Raw genomic sequence first — 16007 nt, forward strand, 5'->3', positions numbered from 1 at the left:
AGTATTTCGGGAGTTTCTCCCCGATCCGGAATAATCCCGCTCTCTATGCGCTTGCATGTATCCGAGGGCGGCGATCCATCCGTCACGCAGACTTGAGGAGCATCATGACCGAAACCACCGCGACGACCATCCCGGGCTACAAGGCCGGAACCTGGACCATCGACCCGACCCACTCCGAGGTCGGCTTCAGCATCCGCCACATCATGATCAGCAAGGTCAAGGGCACGTTCGACACCTTCGCAGCGACCTTCGTCACCGGCGAGAACCCCCTCGACTCCGTCGTCACCGCCTCGGCAGACGTCGCTTCGATCAACACCAACGAAGCCAACCGCGACGGCCACCTCCGCACCGGCGACTTCTTCGAGGCCGAGACCTACCCGACGATCGACTTCGTCTCCACCGGTGTCCGTGAAGTCAAGGGCGAGTTCCTCGTCGACGGCAACCTCACGATCAAGGGCGTCACCAAGCCCGTCACCTTCGACTTCGAGTTCGGCGGCTTCGGCACCGACCCGTACGGCAACTACAAGGCCGGTGCAACGGCCAAGACCGAGATCACCCGCGCCGACTTCGGCCTCAACTACAACGCAGCGCTTGAGACCGGCGGCTTCCTCCTCGGTGACAAGGTCACCATCACGATCGAGCTGCAGGCCGTCCTCAACCAGGCGTAGTCTTCCCGGTTCGTGAAAAGGGGTCCCACTTCGGTGGGGCCCCTTTTTGGGGGCTACTACTCGCCCTTGATCTCTTCGCGGACCCTCCGCAGGTCCTCCATGAGCGATCCGATCAGGATCCAGTGCTGCGGATGCGGCGTCATGATCAGGAGCGGTTCGGTCAGGGCGGGCGGTTCCACCGCGACGGGCAGGTGATCCCGATCGGGATAGTCCGCCTCCGCAGCGAGGAGCCGGAGGTCGTGCGCGGAGCGGCTCAGCTCGACGGTGATCGCGAGCACCGTCGGCTCGAGATGCAGGGAATGGTCGTAGTGGTCCCTGAGCGACCTCGTCATGCCGATCGCACGGGTCACGAGAGAGGTCAGCCGGTTGTAGAACTCCTCGTCGACGTCGAGCAGGCGTCGGTTCGTGGTGTGGCGCGGGTTCAGGGTCAGGCTCTCCTCCGCTGATTTGAGGGCCTTCTCCGCCTTGTTCAGCATCGGCCTGAGCAGCCGCGCCTTGATCATCATCTCCTCGATCTGCGTCTGCGTCTGCGGGAAGCGCAGCGCGTCGACGATGCGGTCCAGGGTGTCCGCGACCTCGCGAGCGAGGCGGATGACCGTCTCGTGCGCGGGCGCGAGCAGCACCGGCGGCACGATGAGCGCGTTGACGAACAGTGCGGCCGCGGCGCCGATCATCGTCTCGATGATGCGATCCCTGGCGTATTCCGGCGTCGTGGCTCCGATGGAGAGCACCATCATGGCGCTGATCGGGATCTGGCTCGCCGAGCTCGGGGCCAGGCGGAGCGCCCAGGCGAGCAGGATGCAGAATACGATCGCGAGCAGCACGATCCAGCTCGACTTGCCGAATGCGACGCCGACGCCATAGGCGACGAGCACCCCGCCGACGACGCCGAGGCTGCGCTCGATCGCCCGGCCGAGGGTCTGGTTGATGTTCGGCTGCACGACGAGAAGCGCCGCGATCGCGGCGAAGATCGGGAGCTCAGTGTGCAGGAGTCCCTGCGAAAGCACCCAGCCGAGCATGACGGCGAGGGAGGTCTTCACAGCCTGGAGCAACGGAATCCGGCTCGAGGATCGAACGCGGGCCGATATTCTCACCCGTTCAGGATATCGTGCCCGCTCGAGCGGAAGGGGCAGTCGGGGGAGTGATCGTCGTGGGAAGTCCGGTGAAGGCGGAATAGTCGCGGATCGCCCTGGCGAAGCCGGTGGTTCGCCGTGCGGTGAGGGTGCCGAACGGCGCAGCCTCGACCGCGACGATAGGTCCGGCCGCCCTGGTGCGCGTGGTTTCTTTCCGCCAGGTGCCGATCACGCGCCCGTCCGCGACGATGAGCGGCAGGAAGATCCCGTTGAGACCGGGGACGACCCGCGGGAAATCGGCGTCGTCCACGACGTACGACCGGTCGCGGTAGCCGAGCAGGTACTCGTCGAAGCCGGGCAGCGCGAGCACGGGGGTGCGCTGTGCCGGTCGTGAGCCGAGGGTGCCGCGTTCCGTGGCCGCGGGGAGGAGCAGGGTCTCGCCGTCCACCTCGAGCTCCTCCAGCCGGTCGCCGGCTTCCGCGAGAGCGACCCGGGTGTCAGCGACCGTGAGCTGGGTCCACGCCGCGAAGTCGCGCAGGGTGGCGGGGCCGTGGCCATCGAGGTAGCGGACGAGGAACTCGGCGAGTCCCTCACTTCGGTCGAGGCGGCGCTGCGCGGGCGCCCACTCGCCGAGCAGGGCGAGCGCAGGCTGGCCGTCCTGGTTGGGACCCCAGACCACGAGCCCCGCGAGCGCGAGCGCGGCGATCAGGTGATAGCCGCGCTGGCCGTCGGGGTTGATCCCCGCGGACCGCAGCCCGGCGAGGAACGGGGTGCGGCTGAGGCGCCTGCCGCCGGAGAGGAGGCCGGTGGCCGCCTCAGCGGCCGCGGCGATGATGGTGTCGTCGAGCCCGAGTTGTCTCTGCCTGGTCGCCATCGATGCGAGCACCCTCGTGGCGGTGAGGTCCAGCATCCACCGGACGTCGGTCGCGGCGACCAGGTGCAGCGTTCCGCGCATCGGATACGAGCGCACGATCGACCCGGCATCGAGCGCGGACAGGACGTCGGCGGCGACGGTGCCTGGGGAGCGCACCCCGAGCGCCCAGCTCGCCGCGGGAAGGTCCTGGGCCTGCACCGCGAGCATCCGCTCGACCACGGCGAGCGGGCCGTCCGGCCCGCCGGCCTCTCCTGCGGGCCCGGAAAGCCCGTGGCTCACCAGTCGGAGGCGCAGGACATCGGAGCGGGAGGCACGCGTGGGCATGCGGCCAGTATGACGCCGGGCGGGGACACTGTGGAACCGGCCGGGTCAGTCGAAGGTCCGCAGCAGCAACCAGTCGTCGTCTTCCGTCGCATGGCGCACGTCGAAGACGTGCGTTTCGCCGTCCTCCGCCGTCGCCTGGAACCGCCAGCCGGCGATGCACAGCGGCGGATGCCCGACACCGAAGGTGTTCGGTGCGAAGGGGCGCCACCAGTCCGCCGTGCCGACGAGGGCGGTCGGCGTGTCCGTCACCCGGAATCGCCGCGAGCGCCAGAAGATCCGGCGGGGTTCTCCCCGGCTGTTCGTCTGGACCGTGACGGGTTCAGGGTGTTGCCCGTCGATCGGGACCACTGATCACCTCGCCTGCCGTATCGAACGTATGTTCGATAAAACTATAACAACGAGGCTCGCCGAATACCAGCCACGGCGACGAAGTCGGATCGTGGCCGGGCCGGGTCCCCGCCCGCGGAGAACGGAAGCGGGGGGAGGAGGAGGGGGTGAGCGCTCAGGCGAGGTCGTCGTCGGTGCGGGCGCCGAAGACGATTTCGTCCCAGCTCGGCATCGAGGCGCGTCCACGCTTTCCGAGGTTGCCGGTGTTGCGCGGCTGCCCGGTGGCCGCCTGGGAGGCCCAGGCGTTGCGGGTCGGGTCCGTACGCGGGGCCTCGACCGGGGTATCGGCGACGGATGCCTGGGCCGGGTCGTCGATGAGTCGCGGTCCGCCCGGTGCCGGCGCTTCGCCCCGGGAGTCCGGGACGGGGGTGCCTGAGCCGAGGACGGCGGCTTCACGCTCGCCGCGGCGGCGGCGCAGGGACTCGAGCAGGTCCGCGGTCTCGCTCAGGCTCTTGGGCGGTTCTGCGGCACGCTTGATCGCCGCCTTGGACACGGCCTCCGTCGTTCCGGCCGAGCGGGAATAGGGGATCGGATCCAGCTGGGGCGCCGTGTCGTTCATGAGCTCGTCCGGCAGGGACTCCTTGAACGTGAATGCGCCGCTGTCGAAGCGGGATACGTCGGCGGGGCTCGTCTCTGCGCCGACCGCGCGGAGGCGGGGGATGAGCGCGCCCTTGAGCTCGCCCTGCTGGGAGAGTGCGATGGCCTCGTTGCCGAGGGGGGAGAGCGCGTTCTTCTTCGGTTCGAAGGACCAGCGGGCATCGTGGTCGATGTCGTCCGCGGTGAAGGCAAGCTTGACGATCCAGCCGGCGCCGGGTTCCTTCCAGCTGGCCCAACGTTCGTCCGTTGCCCCGAGGGAGGCGAGGCGCTCGCGGATGACGCCGCCGAACGTCGCGGATCCCTCTCCGGGATCGGGCTCGATCGCGGTGTGGACGGGCACGCCGAGGGCGCACGAGACGATGTACTCGCGTTCGGCGACAACCGGACCCTCGAAGCGACGGACGAAGTCGATCGGGGCTCCCGTCACGGCGGCGACGTCCTCAGCCGACATGCCGGAACGGATGTGCGCCTGTACGTCCCGCGGCGACAGCTTTGTTTTCGGGGTGTGTTCTATCTGGGTTTGGCGAAGCCGGGACTGGAGAACCTCGTCGATGGGGATCCGAAAACGGTCACCATCCTCGCTCGCTGCAAGCAGCGCGCCGTTCTCTACTCCGATTACCTTCAAATCCTGCATGGCGAAAGCCCTCTCGCGATCACTGATTGGCCAACACTGTCATGAAACGCCCCTCATTCCGGGGAATACGCCGGGCGTGCCGTAAGTTGACCACTCAGCCGAAGTTATCAGCGGCGAGAGTTTGCTATTCCTTCGGGATTGTTGCAAACTGTGCCCGCTGATTTCGTTAATCGGCATTAAATGAATGAATGGATGGGCATGGCAACCGATTACGACGCACCCCGAAAGTCCGAAGACGACTCTGAGTCGATTGAGGCCCTCAAGGAGCGCGTACCGGACAAGATGTCTGGCGTCGTGGATGTAGACGACTCAGACAACCCCGGTGGGTTCGATTTACCCGGTGCCGATCTGTCCGACCTCGACCTCGATGTCGTCGTCCTGCCCCCGCAGGCCGATGAATTCACCTGCGTAGAGTGCTTCCTCGTGAAGCACCGCTCGCAGATGTCGCACGAGACCAAGCTCGGCCCGGTCTGCCTGGAGTGCGACTCCTAAAAGCGCGTTTTAGTTACTTGATGCCGGCCGTCGTGATCCATTGATCGCGGCGGCCAACGTCGTTGGGTGGCGTGTCGAGACGAGCCAGTACGGTGCCGGATCCTGGGGATCCTCGATCGGGACCCGCACGACGGGACCGATCCAGCCCCTGATCAACAGCCAGGCCCGCGCGTCGAGCCTGCGCCCGCGCTCGAGCGTCGCTTCTGCGGCCTCGAAGGGCACGGCCTCCCCGATCAGCTCCGTTCCTATTCGCGCGCGACCCGCCGTGAAGACACCGTCCGCGACGGAGACGACCGGAGCAGTCAGCAGCAGCGTGAGGATAGCGGCACCGTAGAGCACGATGGCGATGATGATTCCCCAGAGCATCGAGATCGGTGCGAAAACGAGGATGCTCGCCGGCATCAGCAGTGCGGTCGCGAGGAATGGGGCTGGTGAGGCCCAGAGTTTTTCACGATATTCAGGCATGGCTCTATTCGATCAGACTTCTGCACTACCCTCGACACGTGGCAGAAAGCGTCGAAGTGTTGATAACCGCATCCATCGTTCCGCGGTACGCGCATCCGGGCGACGCCGGAGCAGATCTGCACTCGGCTGAAGAGCGTGTTCTTGCCCCCGGCGAGCGTGCCCTGGTCGGGACCGGCGTGTCGATCGCCCTCCCGGACGGTTATGCGGCGTTCATCGTGCCCCGCAGCGGCCTCGCGGCCAAGCACGGCATCACGATCGTGAACTCGCCGGGTACCGTCGATGCCGGCTACCGGGGCGAAATCAAGGTCTCGCTGCTCAACACCGACCAGACCGAATCTTTTGCGATCGCCGTGGGCGATCGCATTGCCCAGATCATCATCACGCCCGTCTCCCGGGCCGCTTTCATTCCCGTCGACCGGCTGCCAGACAGCCAGCGCGGCGCGGGCGGCTTCGGATCAACGGGTGTGAGTGAATCGGGAAACGGCCGGCAGACCGCCGGCTCACCAATGTCAGGAGACACCCCGTGACCGACGTCGCGAATGCGGACCAATTCCCGGAACCACTGCCCAAGTCGGCGCCGGAGGACCGTGAGACAGAGGGGCCCCTCGACGAGAGCGAGGCGAACCCGGTGCGACCGTACGTCGACCTCGGCGGCGTCAAGGTCCTGCCGCGCGAGGGCCTGCACCTGCGCCTCGAGATCGAAGAGGGCAGCAAGCGGGTCGTGGCCATCGGCCTGGACTACGCCGGTTCGACCCTGCAGGTCCAGCCGTTCGCCGCACCGCGGTCGAGTGGGCTGTGGCACGAGATCCGCGACCAGATCGCGGACCAGATCGGCAAGCAGGGCGGCACGACGACGCTGCGAGAAGGACCGTTCGGTCCGGAGCTCGTCGCGGAGATCCCAGTAGCCACCGGCCAGGACGCCTCCGAAACCAGCAGGCTGGCCCGTTTCATCGGCGTCGACGGCCCCCGCTGGTTCCTCCGCGGAGTGATCGCGGGCGAAGGCGCCATCAACCCGGACGCCGCCGCGCAGATCGAGGACCTCTTCCGCAGCATCGTCGTCGTGCGGGGGTCCGCACCGATGCCGCCGCGCGACCTGATCCCGCTGCGCATGCCGGTCACGCCCGCCGGCCCCGCAGAACCGTCCGACGCCTGACCCCACCCGTTCCCGCCAGGAAGATCGCCCCGACATGACGGACACCCCAGCATCCCGCGACGAGCCGGAGACCCCCGACCCGGTGGAGCCGGCCCCGAAGGCCGTGTTCGCCGACGGCATGGCCGCTGCGGCGCGACGTGCCGGCTTCTCGCCCGCGGCAGAGGGGGAGCCGATCAGCGGCCACGCCCTGCTCGCAGCGATGGGCGGCATCCGCGGCCTGGTCGAGGCCGTGGTGCCCGGGCTCGTCTTCCTCGTCACATACACCCTGACCCGGGCCCTGGTTCCGTCCCTCGTCGCCCCGATCGTGATCGGTGTCGTGATGGCGGGCCTGCGTGTCGCGGCGAGGCAGACCGTGACGCAGGCTGTCGGCGGACTCGTCGGCATCGGCATCAGCGCCGTGCTCGCCTTGCTCTCCGGAAAGGCAGAGGACTTCTACCTCTCCGGGTTCTGGATCAACGGCGTGTACGGGGGAGCCCTCGTGATCTCGATCATCGTGGGGTGGCCGCTCATCGGCCTCGCCGTCGGCTTCCTGGTCGGCGACGGCGTGAACTGGCGGTCCGACCCGTCCAAGCGCCGGGTGCTCACCCTGCTGACCGCCCTCTGGGCAGGGCTGTTCCTCCTGCGCCTCGCCGTGGAACTCCCGCTGTACTACGCAGGCAACGTCGCCTGGCTCGGCGCGACCAAGCTCCTGATGGGCATCCCGCTGTATGCGCCGCTCCTCATCGTGTCGTGGCTGATGGTGCGGTCCGTCTACCGTCCGAGCCCGCCCGCCGACGGTGAATCCGGGAACTGATCCATGACCACAGCAGCGTCGTGACCGGCGCAGCTTCATGACCGGCGCGGGGGTTCACGATGGGCTGAGCGGCGCCGAGGTCGCCGAGCGGCTCGCGGACGGTCGCGGCAACGACGTCCGGCAGTCGACGTCGCGCACGGTGGCGGACATCCTGCGGGAGAACGTCTTCACCCTGTTCAACGCGATCCTGACCGTGTGCTTCATCGCCGTCGCCGTGCTCGGCGACTACCGGGACGGCCTCTTCTACCTCGTCGTCGTCGCGAACGCGCTGATCGGGATCGTGCAGGAGGTCCGTGCGAAGCTCGTGCTCGACCGCCTCGCGCTCCTCGCGGTTCCCGAAGTCGCGGTCAAGCGCGATGGGTTCGCGCACATCGTCCCGCTCGGCTTGGTCGTCCAGGACGACGTGCTCATCCTCCGGCCGGGCGACCAGGTGCCCGCTGATGCCGTCGTCCTCGACGGAGACGACCTCGTCGCAGACGAGTCCCTCCTCACCGGGGAGTCCGATCCGGTCGTCAAGGTCGTCGGCGACGAACTCCTGTCCGGCTCGTACATCTCGGGCGGCTCCGGCTACGCGCGGCTCACGTTCGTGGGTGCTGACTCGTATGCGAACCGGCTCACCGCCGAGATCAAGCGGCACTCCCTCGTCCACTCCGAGCTCCGGGCGGCGACCAACCGCATCCTCGTGCTGCTGTCGTGGCTGCTCGGCCCGGTGATCCTCCTCACCCTGATCGGGCGCATCGCGGCATACGGCGGGCTCGACGCGCTCTTCACCGGGCCGGATGCTCCGTGGCGCAGCGCACTCCGCGACTCGGTGGCCGGCGTCGTCGGCATGATCCCCGAGGGCCTCGTCCTCCTGATCAGCCTCGCCTTCGGCCTCGCCGCCATCCAGCTGGCCAGGCACAAGGTCCTCATCGAGGAACTCGCCGCTGTCGAGGTGCTCGCGCGGGTGGACGTGCTCTGCCTCGACAAGACCGGCACCCTCACGAGCGGCACGCTCGACTTCGACAGGCTCGTCGTGCAGTCGGCGGCGCATGAAGCGGATGCCCGGCTCGTGCTCGGCCTGATCGGCACGGACGATGCGGCGAACCTCACCGCGCGGGTGCTCGGGCTGCACTTCGAACCGGGGGCGGCCGTCGTGGGCGCCCGGCTCCCGTTCAGCTCCGCCCGCAAGTTCAGCGGCATCACCCTCGACCTTCCCGGGCGCGGCAGTTCGTCGTGGCTCTTCGGGGCCCCCGAGCGGCTGCTCGCGGCGCACCCCGAATCGCTGGAGGCGGCATCCGCTATCGCCGCCGAGGGACACCGCACCCTCGCGCTCGTGCGCCTGGACGGGACGACACCCCTCGACACGGCGATCGACCCGGAGCACTCCAGCCTCGAACCGGTGTGCCTCGTGGTGTTCCGCGAATCGGTTCGCCCGCACGCGGCAGAGACCCTGCGGTACTTCGCGACGCAGGGGGTGCGCGTGATCGTCATGTCCGGGGACAGCCCCGTGACGGTCGCCGCGATCGCGCGCAGCCTCGGCGTGGCCGGCGAGACGGTCAACGCTGCAGAACTCGACGATGACGAAGCACTGGCGGCCGCGCTCGAAACGACGAGCCTGTTCGGACGGGTCAGCCCCGAGCAGAAGCGGACGGCCGTCGCCCTGCTGCAGGGACAGGGGCGGACGGTCGCGATGACGGGGGACGGCGTCAACGACGCGATGGCGATCAAGGACGCCGACCTCGGCATCGCGATGGGGTCTGCGACCCCTGCCACGAAGGCGGCGTCGCGCCTCGTCCTGCTCGACAACCGCTTCGACCGCCTCCCCGAGGTGCTCGGCCTCGGTCGCAGGGTCATCGCCAACGTCGAACGCGTCGCCAACCTGTTCCTGTCCAAGACGGTCTACGGCATCCTGATCGCCCTGACGACCTCCCTGCTCGCCTTGCCGTTCCCGTTCCTGCCCCGGCAGCTCACGCTGGTCTCCGGCCTCGCGATCGGCATCCCCTCGTTCGTGCTCGCGCTTGCGCCCAACCGGCGGATCTACACCCCGGGGGTCCTGCGCCGCATCCTCCGCTACGCCGTGCCGACAGGCGCCATCGCCGCGGCGACGGCCCTCGTGACGTTCCTCTTCCTCTACGGCAGGATTCCGCTCCACGAGGCGCGGAGCGTCACGACCATCGCGCTTTTCGTCGTCTCGCTCTGGATTCTCTGCGTGCTCGCCCGGCCGCTCACGGGTCCCCGTCTCGCCCTCGTCACGGGAATGGCCGCTGCGATGGTGCTCGCGTGCACGATCCCGTTCACCCGGGCGTTCTTCGTCATCGACGTGCGCCTCGACCTCCCGTTGCTTTTCGGGATCGGCATCGGGGCGCTCGGAGCGGCGGGCATCGAGCTCATGTACCGGCATGCGCGGCGCACCGGTCTCGTTTTCGACCGCGAATAGGGCGCGCCAGGGGAAGACCGGGCAGCCGCTCCCTGCTAGAGTTATCTCTACGTCAAGATAGTTTGACGGTGATATCGTTCGGTGACGCCGCCGGTTAGGTTACCCTTGCTGGCCTTGCGCTGGTCCGTTCGTCAGGATTGGGGACTGCGGACGGATTCCCGTCAGTTTCCACAAAGGAGAGGGCATCGTGTCTGCGTTAAACAGTTTTGGAGCCAAGGACACCCTCCGCGTCGGAGCGACAGACTATGAGGTCTTTCGCCTGGACTCGGTGCAGGGTTACGAATTGCTGCCGTTCAGTCTCAAGGTGCTGCTGGAGAACCTCCTCCGCACCGAAGACGGCGCCAACATCACGGCCGATCACATCCGCGCCCTCGGCGCCTGGGTTCCCACGAGCGAACCGGACACCGAGATCCAGTTCACGCCCGCCCGCGTGATCATGCAGGACTTCACGGGCGTGCCCTGCATCGTCGACCTCGCCACGATGCGCGAGGCCGTCGCAGAGCTCGGTGGCGACCCGAACAAGATCAACCCGCTCGCACCCGCCGAACTGGTCATCGACCACTCGGTCATCGCCGACCTCTTCGGCAGCGAGAACGCCCTCGAGCGCAACGTCGAGATCGAATACGAGCGCAACGGCGAGCGCTACCAGTTCCTGCGCTGGGGCCAGACCGCCTTCGACGACTTCAAGGTCGTCCCGCCGGGAACCGGCATCGTCCACCAGGTCAACATCGAATACCTCGCCCGCGTCACGATGACCCGCGTCGTCAACGGCGTGCTGCAGGCCTACCCGGACACCTGCGTCGGTACAGACTCGCACACGACCATGGTCAACGGTCTCGGCGTTCTCGGCTGGGGCGTCGGCGGCATCGAGGCAGAGGCGGCCATGCTCGGCCAGCCCGTCTCCATGCTCATCCCCAAGGTCGTCGGCTTCAAGCTCACCGGCTCCATCCCGACCGGCGTCACCGCGACGGATGTCGTCCTCACCATCACGCAGATGCTCCGCAAGCACGGCGTTGTCGGCAAGTTCGTCGAATTCTACGGAGAAGGCGTCGCGGAGGTTCCCCTCGCCAACCGCGCGACCATCGGCAACATGAGCCCCGAGTTCGGCTCGACCGCCGCCATGTTCCCGATCGACGATGTCACCCTCGGCTACCTGCGCCTCACCGGCCGCAGCGAGGAACAGGTCGCCCTCGTCGAGGCATACGCGAAGCTGCAGGGCCTCTGGCACGACCCGGCCCGTGAGCCCGTCTTCAGCGAGTACCTCGAGATCGACCTCGGTACCGTCGTCCCCTCGATCGCCGGTCCCAAGCGTCCGCAGGACCGGGTCGAGCTCAGCCGCGCCAAGGACCAGTTCGAGACCGACCTGCAGAGCTACGCGACCCAGGACCTGTCCCAGGTCGATGCCGCCGTCGAGGCGACCTTCCCCGCCTCCGACCCGATCGGGTTCACCGCCCAGGACGAGAGCAGCGCCCACGCGATCTCGCACACCCACGTGAGCCACCCGCCGCGGACCATCTCCAGCCCGGTCGCGATCGAGACCGCCGCGGGGGCGAGCTACACCCTCGACCACGGGGCCGTCGCCGTCGCCGCGATCACCTCCTGCACGAACACGTCCAACCCGAGCGTCATGCTCGCGGCCGGGCTCCTCGCCCGCAACGCCGTCAGGAAGGGCCTCACGAGCAAGCCGTGGGTCAAGACGACCCTCGCACCGGGCTCCAAGGTCGTCACGGACTACTACGAGAAGGCCGGCCTCACCGGTGACCTCGAAGCCCTCGGCTTCTACACCGTTGGCTACGGCTGCACCGTGTGCATCGGCAACACCGGTCCGCTCATCGACGAGGTGTCCGCCGCGATCAACGAGAACGACCTCGCCGTCACGGCCGTTCTCTCGGGCAACCGCAACTTCGAGGGCCGGATCAGCCCGGACGTCAAGATGAACTACCTGGCGAGCCCGCCGCTCGTGATCGCATACGCCCTCGCCGGTTCGATGAACTTCGACTTCGAGACGGATGCCCTCGGCGACGACACCGAGGGCAACCCGGTGTTCCTCAGGGACATCTGGCCGGATTCCGCCGAGGTGCAGTCGACGATCGACAGTTCGATCGACACCGAGATGTTCACGAAGGAGTACGGCGCCGTCTTCGAGGGCGACGAGCGCTGGCGCTCCCTGCCGACGCCAGACAGCGAAGTCTTCGAGTGGGACAGCGAGTCCACCTACGTGCGGAAGCCCCCGTACTTCGACGGCATGACGCTCGAGACCACCCCGGTGAGCGACATCGTGGGCGCCCGGGTGCTCGCGAAGCTCGGCGACTCTGTCACGACCGACCACATCAGCCCGGCAGGCAACATCAAGGCCGACAGCCCCGCCGGAGCGTACCTCGTCGAGCACGGGGTCGCCCGCGGCGACTTCAACTCCTACGGATCGCGCCGCGGCAACCACGAGGTCATGATCCGCGGCACCTTCGCCAACATCCGGCTGCGCAACCAGCTCCTCGACGACGTCGAGGGCGGCTACACCCGCGACTTCACCGTCGCGGGCGCGCCGCAGTCGTTCATCTACGACGCGAGCCAGAACTACCAGGCCGCCGGCATCCCGCTCGTGATCTTCGGCGGCAAGGAGTACGGCTCCGGTTCCTCACGGGACTGGGCGGCCAAGGGAACCAGCCTCCTCGGAGTCAAGGCCGTCATCACCGAGAGCTTCGAGCGGATCCACCGCTCGAACCTGATCGGCATGGGCGTCGTCCCGCTGCAGTTCCCGGCCGGCGAGAGCTGGGCGTCCCTGGGACTGGACGGCACCGAGATCGTCTCGATCGCGGGCCTGACGGAACTCAACGCCGGCGTCACCCCGAAGACGGTCCACGTGACCGCGACCCCGAGCGAGAACTCGGCAGCGGGCAAGGCGACCGTCGAATTCGACGCCGTGGTCCGCATCGACACGCCCGGTGAGGCCGACTACTACCGGAACGGCGGCATCCTGCAGTACGTTCTTCGTTCACTGGTCGCGTAACCGGCACGATTACCGGGTAACCGTTCGGGACCGGCGCGTAGACTCAACTCCTGTTGAAGCTACGCGCCGGTTCCTTTCTGCCCGCGACGTCGTACTCGAAAGGTGTTGCCGATGAGCCTGCTGGAGACCATAACGGGGCCGCGTGACCTCGACCGCCTCTCGCTCGAAGAATTGGTCCAGCTCGCGGCGGAAGTACGCGGCTTCCTGGTCAGCGAGGTCTCCAAGACCGGCGGGCACCTCGGGCCGAACCTCGGCGTGGTCGAGATGACCATCGCCATCCACCGCGTCTTCGAGTCGCCGCGCGACGCGATCGTCTTCGACACCGGGCACCAGTCCTATGTGCACAAGCTCCTGACCGGCCGCCAGGACTTCAGCGGCCTCCGCCAGCAGGACGGCCTCGCGGGGTACCCGCAGCGCTCGGAGTCCGTGCACGACATCGTCGAGAGCTCCCACGCTTCGAGCTCGCTGTCCTGGGCTGACGGCATCTCCCGCGCCTTCGAGATGACCGGGCAGAGCGACCGGCACGTGATCGCCGTCGTCGGAGACGGTGCGCTCACCGGGGGGATGACCTGGGAAGCGCTCAACAACATCAGCGACGACAACACCCGCCGCCTGATCATCGTCGTGAACGACAACGGCCGCTCCTATGCCCCGACGATCGGCGGCATGGCCCGGTTCCTCAACACCGTGCGCACCCGCAGCAGCTATCACGCGGCCTACCTGAGCAGCCGCCGCGCCTTCGACAACATGGGCGCACCGGCCCGTGCGTTCTTCCGCGGTGTCCGCGGCGGGCTGCACGGCTTCCTCGCCCGATTCTCCAACAACGAGGCGCTGTACTCGAACCTCGACATCAAGTACATCGGCCCGGTCGACGGGCACGACATGGAAGCGATGCTCGAGGCGCTCCAGCAGGCCAGGAACTACGGTGCGCCGGTGATCGTGCACACGATCACCCAGAAGGGCAAGGGCTACAACCCTGCCATGCAGGACACCGCAGACCAGTTCCACGCGGTCGGCCAGATCGACCCGGAGACGGGGGAGTCGACCGAGACCCCCGGCGCGCCGTCCTGGACCTCGGTCTTCGCCGACGAACTCCTGAACCTCGCGACCGAGAACCAGCGGATCGTCGGGATCACGGCGGCCATGCTGCGTCCGACCGGGCTGCACCGGATGGCGGAACGGTTCCCGAACCGGGTGCACGACGTCGGCATCGCCGAGCAGCACGCCGTGACGAGCGCCGCCGGCCTAGCCTTCGGCGGGTTGCACCCCGTCGTCGCCCTGTACGCGACCTTCATCAACCGCGCCTTCGACCAGGTCCTGATGGACGTCGCCCTGCACAAGGCCGGGGTGACCTTCGTCCTCGACCGCGCGGGCGTGACCGGCCCGGACGGGCCGAGCCACCACGGCATCTGGGACCTTGCCATCCTTCAGGTCGTCCCCGGCATCCGTCTCGCTGCGCCGCGCGACTCGACCAGGCTCCGCGAGGAGCTCGGAGAGGCCGTCGCCGTCGAGGACGGACCGACCGTGCTGCGTTTCCCGAAGGGCAGCACCGGGGTCGAGTTCGACGCTGTGGCCCGCCTCGACGACGGCGTCGACGTTCTCCTCGAATCGACGCAGAAAGACGTGCTCATCGTCACGGTCGGACCGATGGCGGCCATGGGCCTCGACGTCGCCAGGCGCCTGTCAGCGCAGGGGATCGGCGCGACCGTCATCGACCCGCGCTGGGTCGTCCCTGTGCCCAGGAGCCTGGTCGGGCTCGCCGCTGAGCACCGCCTCGTCGTGAGCATCGAAGACGGGATCCGGGTCGGGGGAATCGGCACGCGCATCCGCCAGGACCTGCGCGAGGCCGGCGTCGACACGGCCGTCACCGAACTCGGACTGCCCGACGAATTCCTCGCCCACGGCACCCGCGCCGAGATCCTCGAACGGGTCGGCCTCACGCCACAGCACATCGCGCGCGACGTCGTGGCGATGGTGCTCGGCAGCAAGCTCCCGCACGCGCGGCCGCTCCCCGCCGATCGAACGGACACGGGATCGATCACGATGCGCGGCGGCCGCGCGGAGTGACCGGGCGACCCTGGGCCGGCTCGCCCGCACCGCGTATGCGCGACGGGGCATGCCGATGACGGTCATGATCGCGGGCTGCGGCGATCTCGGAACCGAGGTCGGGCTGCGGCTCGCGGCACTCGGACACCGCGTCGTCGGGCTGCGCAGGTCGCCGGGCGTTCTTCCCTTCGCGATCGAGGGCCAGGCCGTCGACCTCACCCGTGAGCGGCCCGTGGTCCCCGCCGATACCGACATCGTGATCGTCGCGATCGCCGCGGCCGGCCCGACCGCGGATGCCTACCGCACCTCCTACGTGGACGGCCTGCGCAACCTCCTCGACGCCCTCGATGCGGCGGGCGTCGAACCGAGCCGCTTCCTGCTCGTGTCCTCGACCGCCGTGTACGGCGTGAACGACGGGAGCTGGATCGACGAGGGAACTCCCGCTGTGCCCTCGTCCGGGACCGGTGCCGTGCTCCTCGAAGCCGAGGACCTGCTGCGCGGCCGCCTGCCCGGCGCCACCGTGCTGAGGCTCGCCGGGATCTACGGGCCCGGCAGGGAACGCCTGATCGGCCAGGTCCGCGACGGGACGACCGCTGCGGAGGGCCTGTCCAGCCACACCAACCGCATCCATCGGGACGACGCGGCAGCGGCCATCGTGCACCTCGTGACCGGCGACGCGGAGCCCGCGCCGCTCTACCTCGGCGCGGACAGCCTTCCCGCGCGGCGCGGTGACGTCCTCGCCTTCCTCGCCGCAGAACTCGGCGTTCCCGATCCGGTCGGTCTCGCGAGCCGCGCATCGACAGTGGTGGGGGAGTCGGCCGACAGTCCCGCGAGTCCCGTCGGGTCAGCGGGCCGGGCGTCGCCCGGACCTCGCGGCGGCGACAAGCGTTGTCGCAACGCCCTCCTGCTCGCGAGCGGGTTCCGCTTCGCCTACCCGAGTTATCGGGAGGGGTACCGTTCCCTCCTCGCCGGCGTCGGCATCCGTCATCCCTGAACCGCCCTCGAGGTTTTAGGGTTGCAGCATGCCCACCCCGCCCAGCACGGTCTCGATCCCCGAGGTCGGCGACGACCTCCC

14 protein-coding genes are annotated in these 16007 nt (G+C 68.3%); 9 read left to right on the top strand and 5 right to left on the bottom strand.

Annotated features, from left to right (window positions below; translation table 11 throughout):
- Positions 1 to 104: 104 nt before the first annotated feature.
- The gene (locus E3O39_RS11390) at positions 105 to 668 is read left to right on the top strand and encodes a YceI family protein (protein ID WP_134447972.1); all 564 of its coding nucleotides are present in this window, start codon (positions 105 to 107) and stop codon (positions 666 to 668) included.
- A 56-nt stretch (positions 669 to 724) separates the two neighbouring features.
- On the opposite strand, the gene E3O39_RS11395 is transcribed toward E3O39_RS11390, so the two are convergent.
- The 4 genes from E3O39_RS11395 to sepH form a co-directional block, all read right to left on the bottom strand.
- A complete protein-coding gene (locus E3O39_RS11395; RefSeq protein ID WP_241985050.1) occupies positions 725 to 1708 on the bottom strand; it encodes an aromatic acid exporter family protein in 984 nt (327 codons plus the stop codon).
- A gap of 58 nt (positions 1709 to 1766) precedes the next feature.
- Positions 1767 to 2939 (bottom strand): winged helix DNA-binding domain-containing protein, encoded by a 1173-nt coding sequence (locus E3O39_RS11400; RefSeq protein WP_134447976.1) that lies wholly within the window; start codon positions 2937 to 2939, stop codon positions 1767 to 1769.
- A gap of 45 nt (positions 2940 to 2984) precedes the next feature.
- Entirely contained in the window at positions 2985 to 3287 is a 303-nt protein-coding gene (locus E3O39_RS11405) for a hypothetical protein (protein WP_241975428.1), read from the bottom strand.
- A 154-nt stretch (positions 3288 to 3441) separates the two neighbouring features.
- Positions 3442 to 4557 (bottom strand): septation protein SepH, encoded by a 1116-nt coding sequence (gene sepH / locus E3O39_RS11410; RefSeq protein WP_134447978.1) that lies wholly within the window; start codon positions 4555 to 4557, stop codon positions 3442 to 3444.
- Between the two features lie 198 nt (positions 4558 to 4755).
- On the opposite strand from sepH, the gene E3O39_RS11415 reads away from it, so the two are divergent.
- Entirely contained in the window at positions 4756 to 5049 is a 294-nt protein-coding gene (locus E3O39_RS11415) for a DUF4193 domain-containing protein (RefSeq protein ID WP_134447980.1), read from the top strand.
- A 9-nt stretch (positions 5050 to 5058) separates the two neighbouring features.
- Here E3O39_RS11415 and E3O39_RS11420 read toward each other — a convergent pair whose 3' ends face one another.
- Positions 5059 to 5514, bottom strand: a complete 456-nt coding sequence (locus E3O39_RS11420) for a DUF3093 domain-containing protein (RefSeq protein ID WP_134447982.1) — start codon at positions 5512 to 5514, stop codon at positions 5059 to 5061.
- A gap of 38 nt (positions 5515 to 5552) precedes the next feature.
- On the opposite strand from E3O39_RS11420, the gene dut reads away from it, so the two are divergent.
- From dut to E3O39_RS11455, 7 genes are all read left to right on the top strand, one after another.
- Positions 5553 to 6041 carry a dUTP diphosphatase gene (dut, locus tag E3O39_RS11425; protein ID WP_241975429.1) on the top strand — a complete coding sequence of 163 codons (489 nt, stop codon included), beginning with the start codon at positions 5553 to 5555 and terminating at the stop codon, positions 6039 to 6041.
- A complete protein-coding gene (locus E3O39_RS11430; RefSeq protein WP_134447986.1) occupies positions 6038 to 6667 on the top strand; it encodes a DUF3710 domain-containing protein in 630 nt (209 codons plus the stop codon). Before dut ends, E3O39_RS11430 begins: the two co-directional genes overlap by 4 nt.
- Positions 6668 to 6701: 34 nt before the next feature.
- Complete coding sequence (locus E3O39_RS11435; RefSeq protein ID WP_134447988.1) at positions 6702 to 7460, top strand: DUF3159 domain-containing protein; 759 nt, start codon at positions 6702 to 6704, stop codon at positions 7458 to 7460.
- Between the two features lie 37 nt (positions 7461 to 7497).
- Entirely contained in the window at positions 7498 to 9879 is a 2382-nt protein-coding gene (locus tag E3O39_RS11440) for an HAD-IC family P-type ATPase (RefSeq protein ID WP_134447990.1), read from the top strand.
- Positions 9880 to 10066: 187 nt separating this feature from the next.
- Positions 10067 to 12886, top strand: a complete 2820-nt coding sequence (gene acnA, locus E3O39_RS11445) for an aconitate hydratase AcnA (RefSeq protein ID WP_134447992.1) — start codon at positions 10067 to 10069, stop codon at positions 12884 to 12886.
- Between the two features lie 111 nt (positions 12887 to 12997).
- The gene (gene dxs / locus E3O39_RS11450; protein WP_134447994.1) at positions 12998 to 14953 is read left to right on the top strand and encodes a 1-deoxy-D-xylulose-5-phosphate synthase; all 1956 of its coding nucleotides are present in this window, start codon (positions 12998 to 13000) and stop codon (positions 14951 to 14953) included.
- Between the two features lie 55 nt (positions 14954 to 15008).
- Complete coding sequence (locus E3O39_RS11455; protein ID WP_134447996.1) at positions 15009 to 15926, top strand: NAD-dependent epimerase/dehydratase family protein; 918 nt, start codon at positions 15009 to 15011, stop codon at positions 15924 to 15926.
- Positions 15927 to 16007 lie beyond the last annotated feature (81 nt).

It is taken from the genome of Cryobacterium sp. MDB2-A-1 (assembly GCF_004402675.1).
Taxonomy (GTDB): domain Bacteria; phylum Actinomycetota; class Actinomycetes; order Actinomycetales; family Microbacteriaceae; genus Cryobacterium; species Cryobacterium glucosi.

Coding starts and splice junctions, on each gene's coding strand:
- E3O39_RS11390 (WP_134447972.1), top strand. CDS start 105: ATGACCGAAACCACCGCGACGACCATCCCGGGCTACAAGGCCGGAACC.
- E3O39_RS11400 (WP_134447976.1), bottom strand. CDS start 2,939: ATGCCCACGCGTGCCTCCCGCTCCGATGTCCTGCGCCTCCGACTGGTG.
- sepH (WP_134447978.1), bottom strand. CDS start 4,557: ATGCAGGATTTGAAGGTAATCGGAGTAGAGAACGGCGCGCTGCTTGCA.
- E3O39_RS11415 (WP_134447980.1), top strand. CDS start 4,756: ATGGCAACCGATTACGACGCACCCCGAAAGTCCGAAGACGACTCTGAG.
- E3O39_RS11420 (WP_134447982.1), bottom strand. CDS start 5,514: ATGCCTGAATATCGTGAAAAACTCTGGGCCTCACCAGCCCCATTCCTC.
- E3O39_RS11435 (WP_134447988.1), top strand. CDS start 6,702: ATGACGGACACCCCAGCATCCCGCGACGAGCCGGAGACCCCCGACCCG.
- E3O39_RS11440 (WP_134447990.1), top strand. CDS start 7,498: ATGACCGGCGCGGGGGTTCACGATGGGCTGAGCGGCGCCGAGGTCGCC.
- dxs (WP_134447994.1), top strand. CDS start 12,998: ATGAGCCTGCTGGAGACCATAACGGGGCCGCGTGACCTCGACCGCCTC.
- E3O39_RS11455 (WP_134447996.1), top strand. CDS start 15,009: ATGACGGTCATGATCGCGGGCTGCGGCGATCTCGGAACCGAGGTCGGG.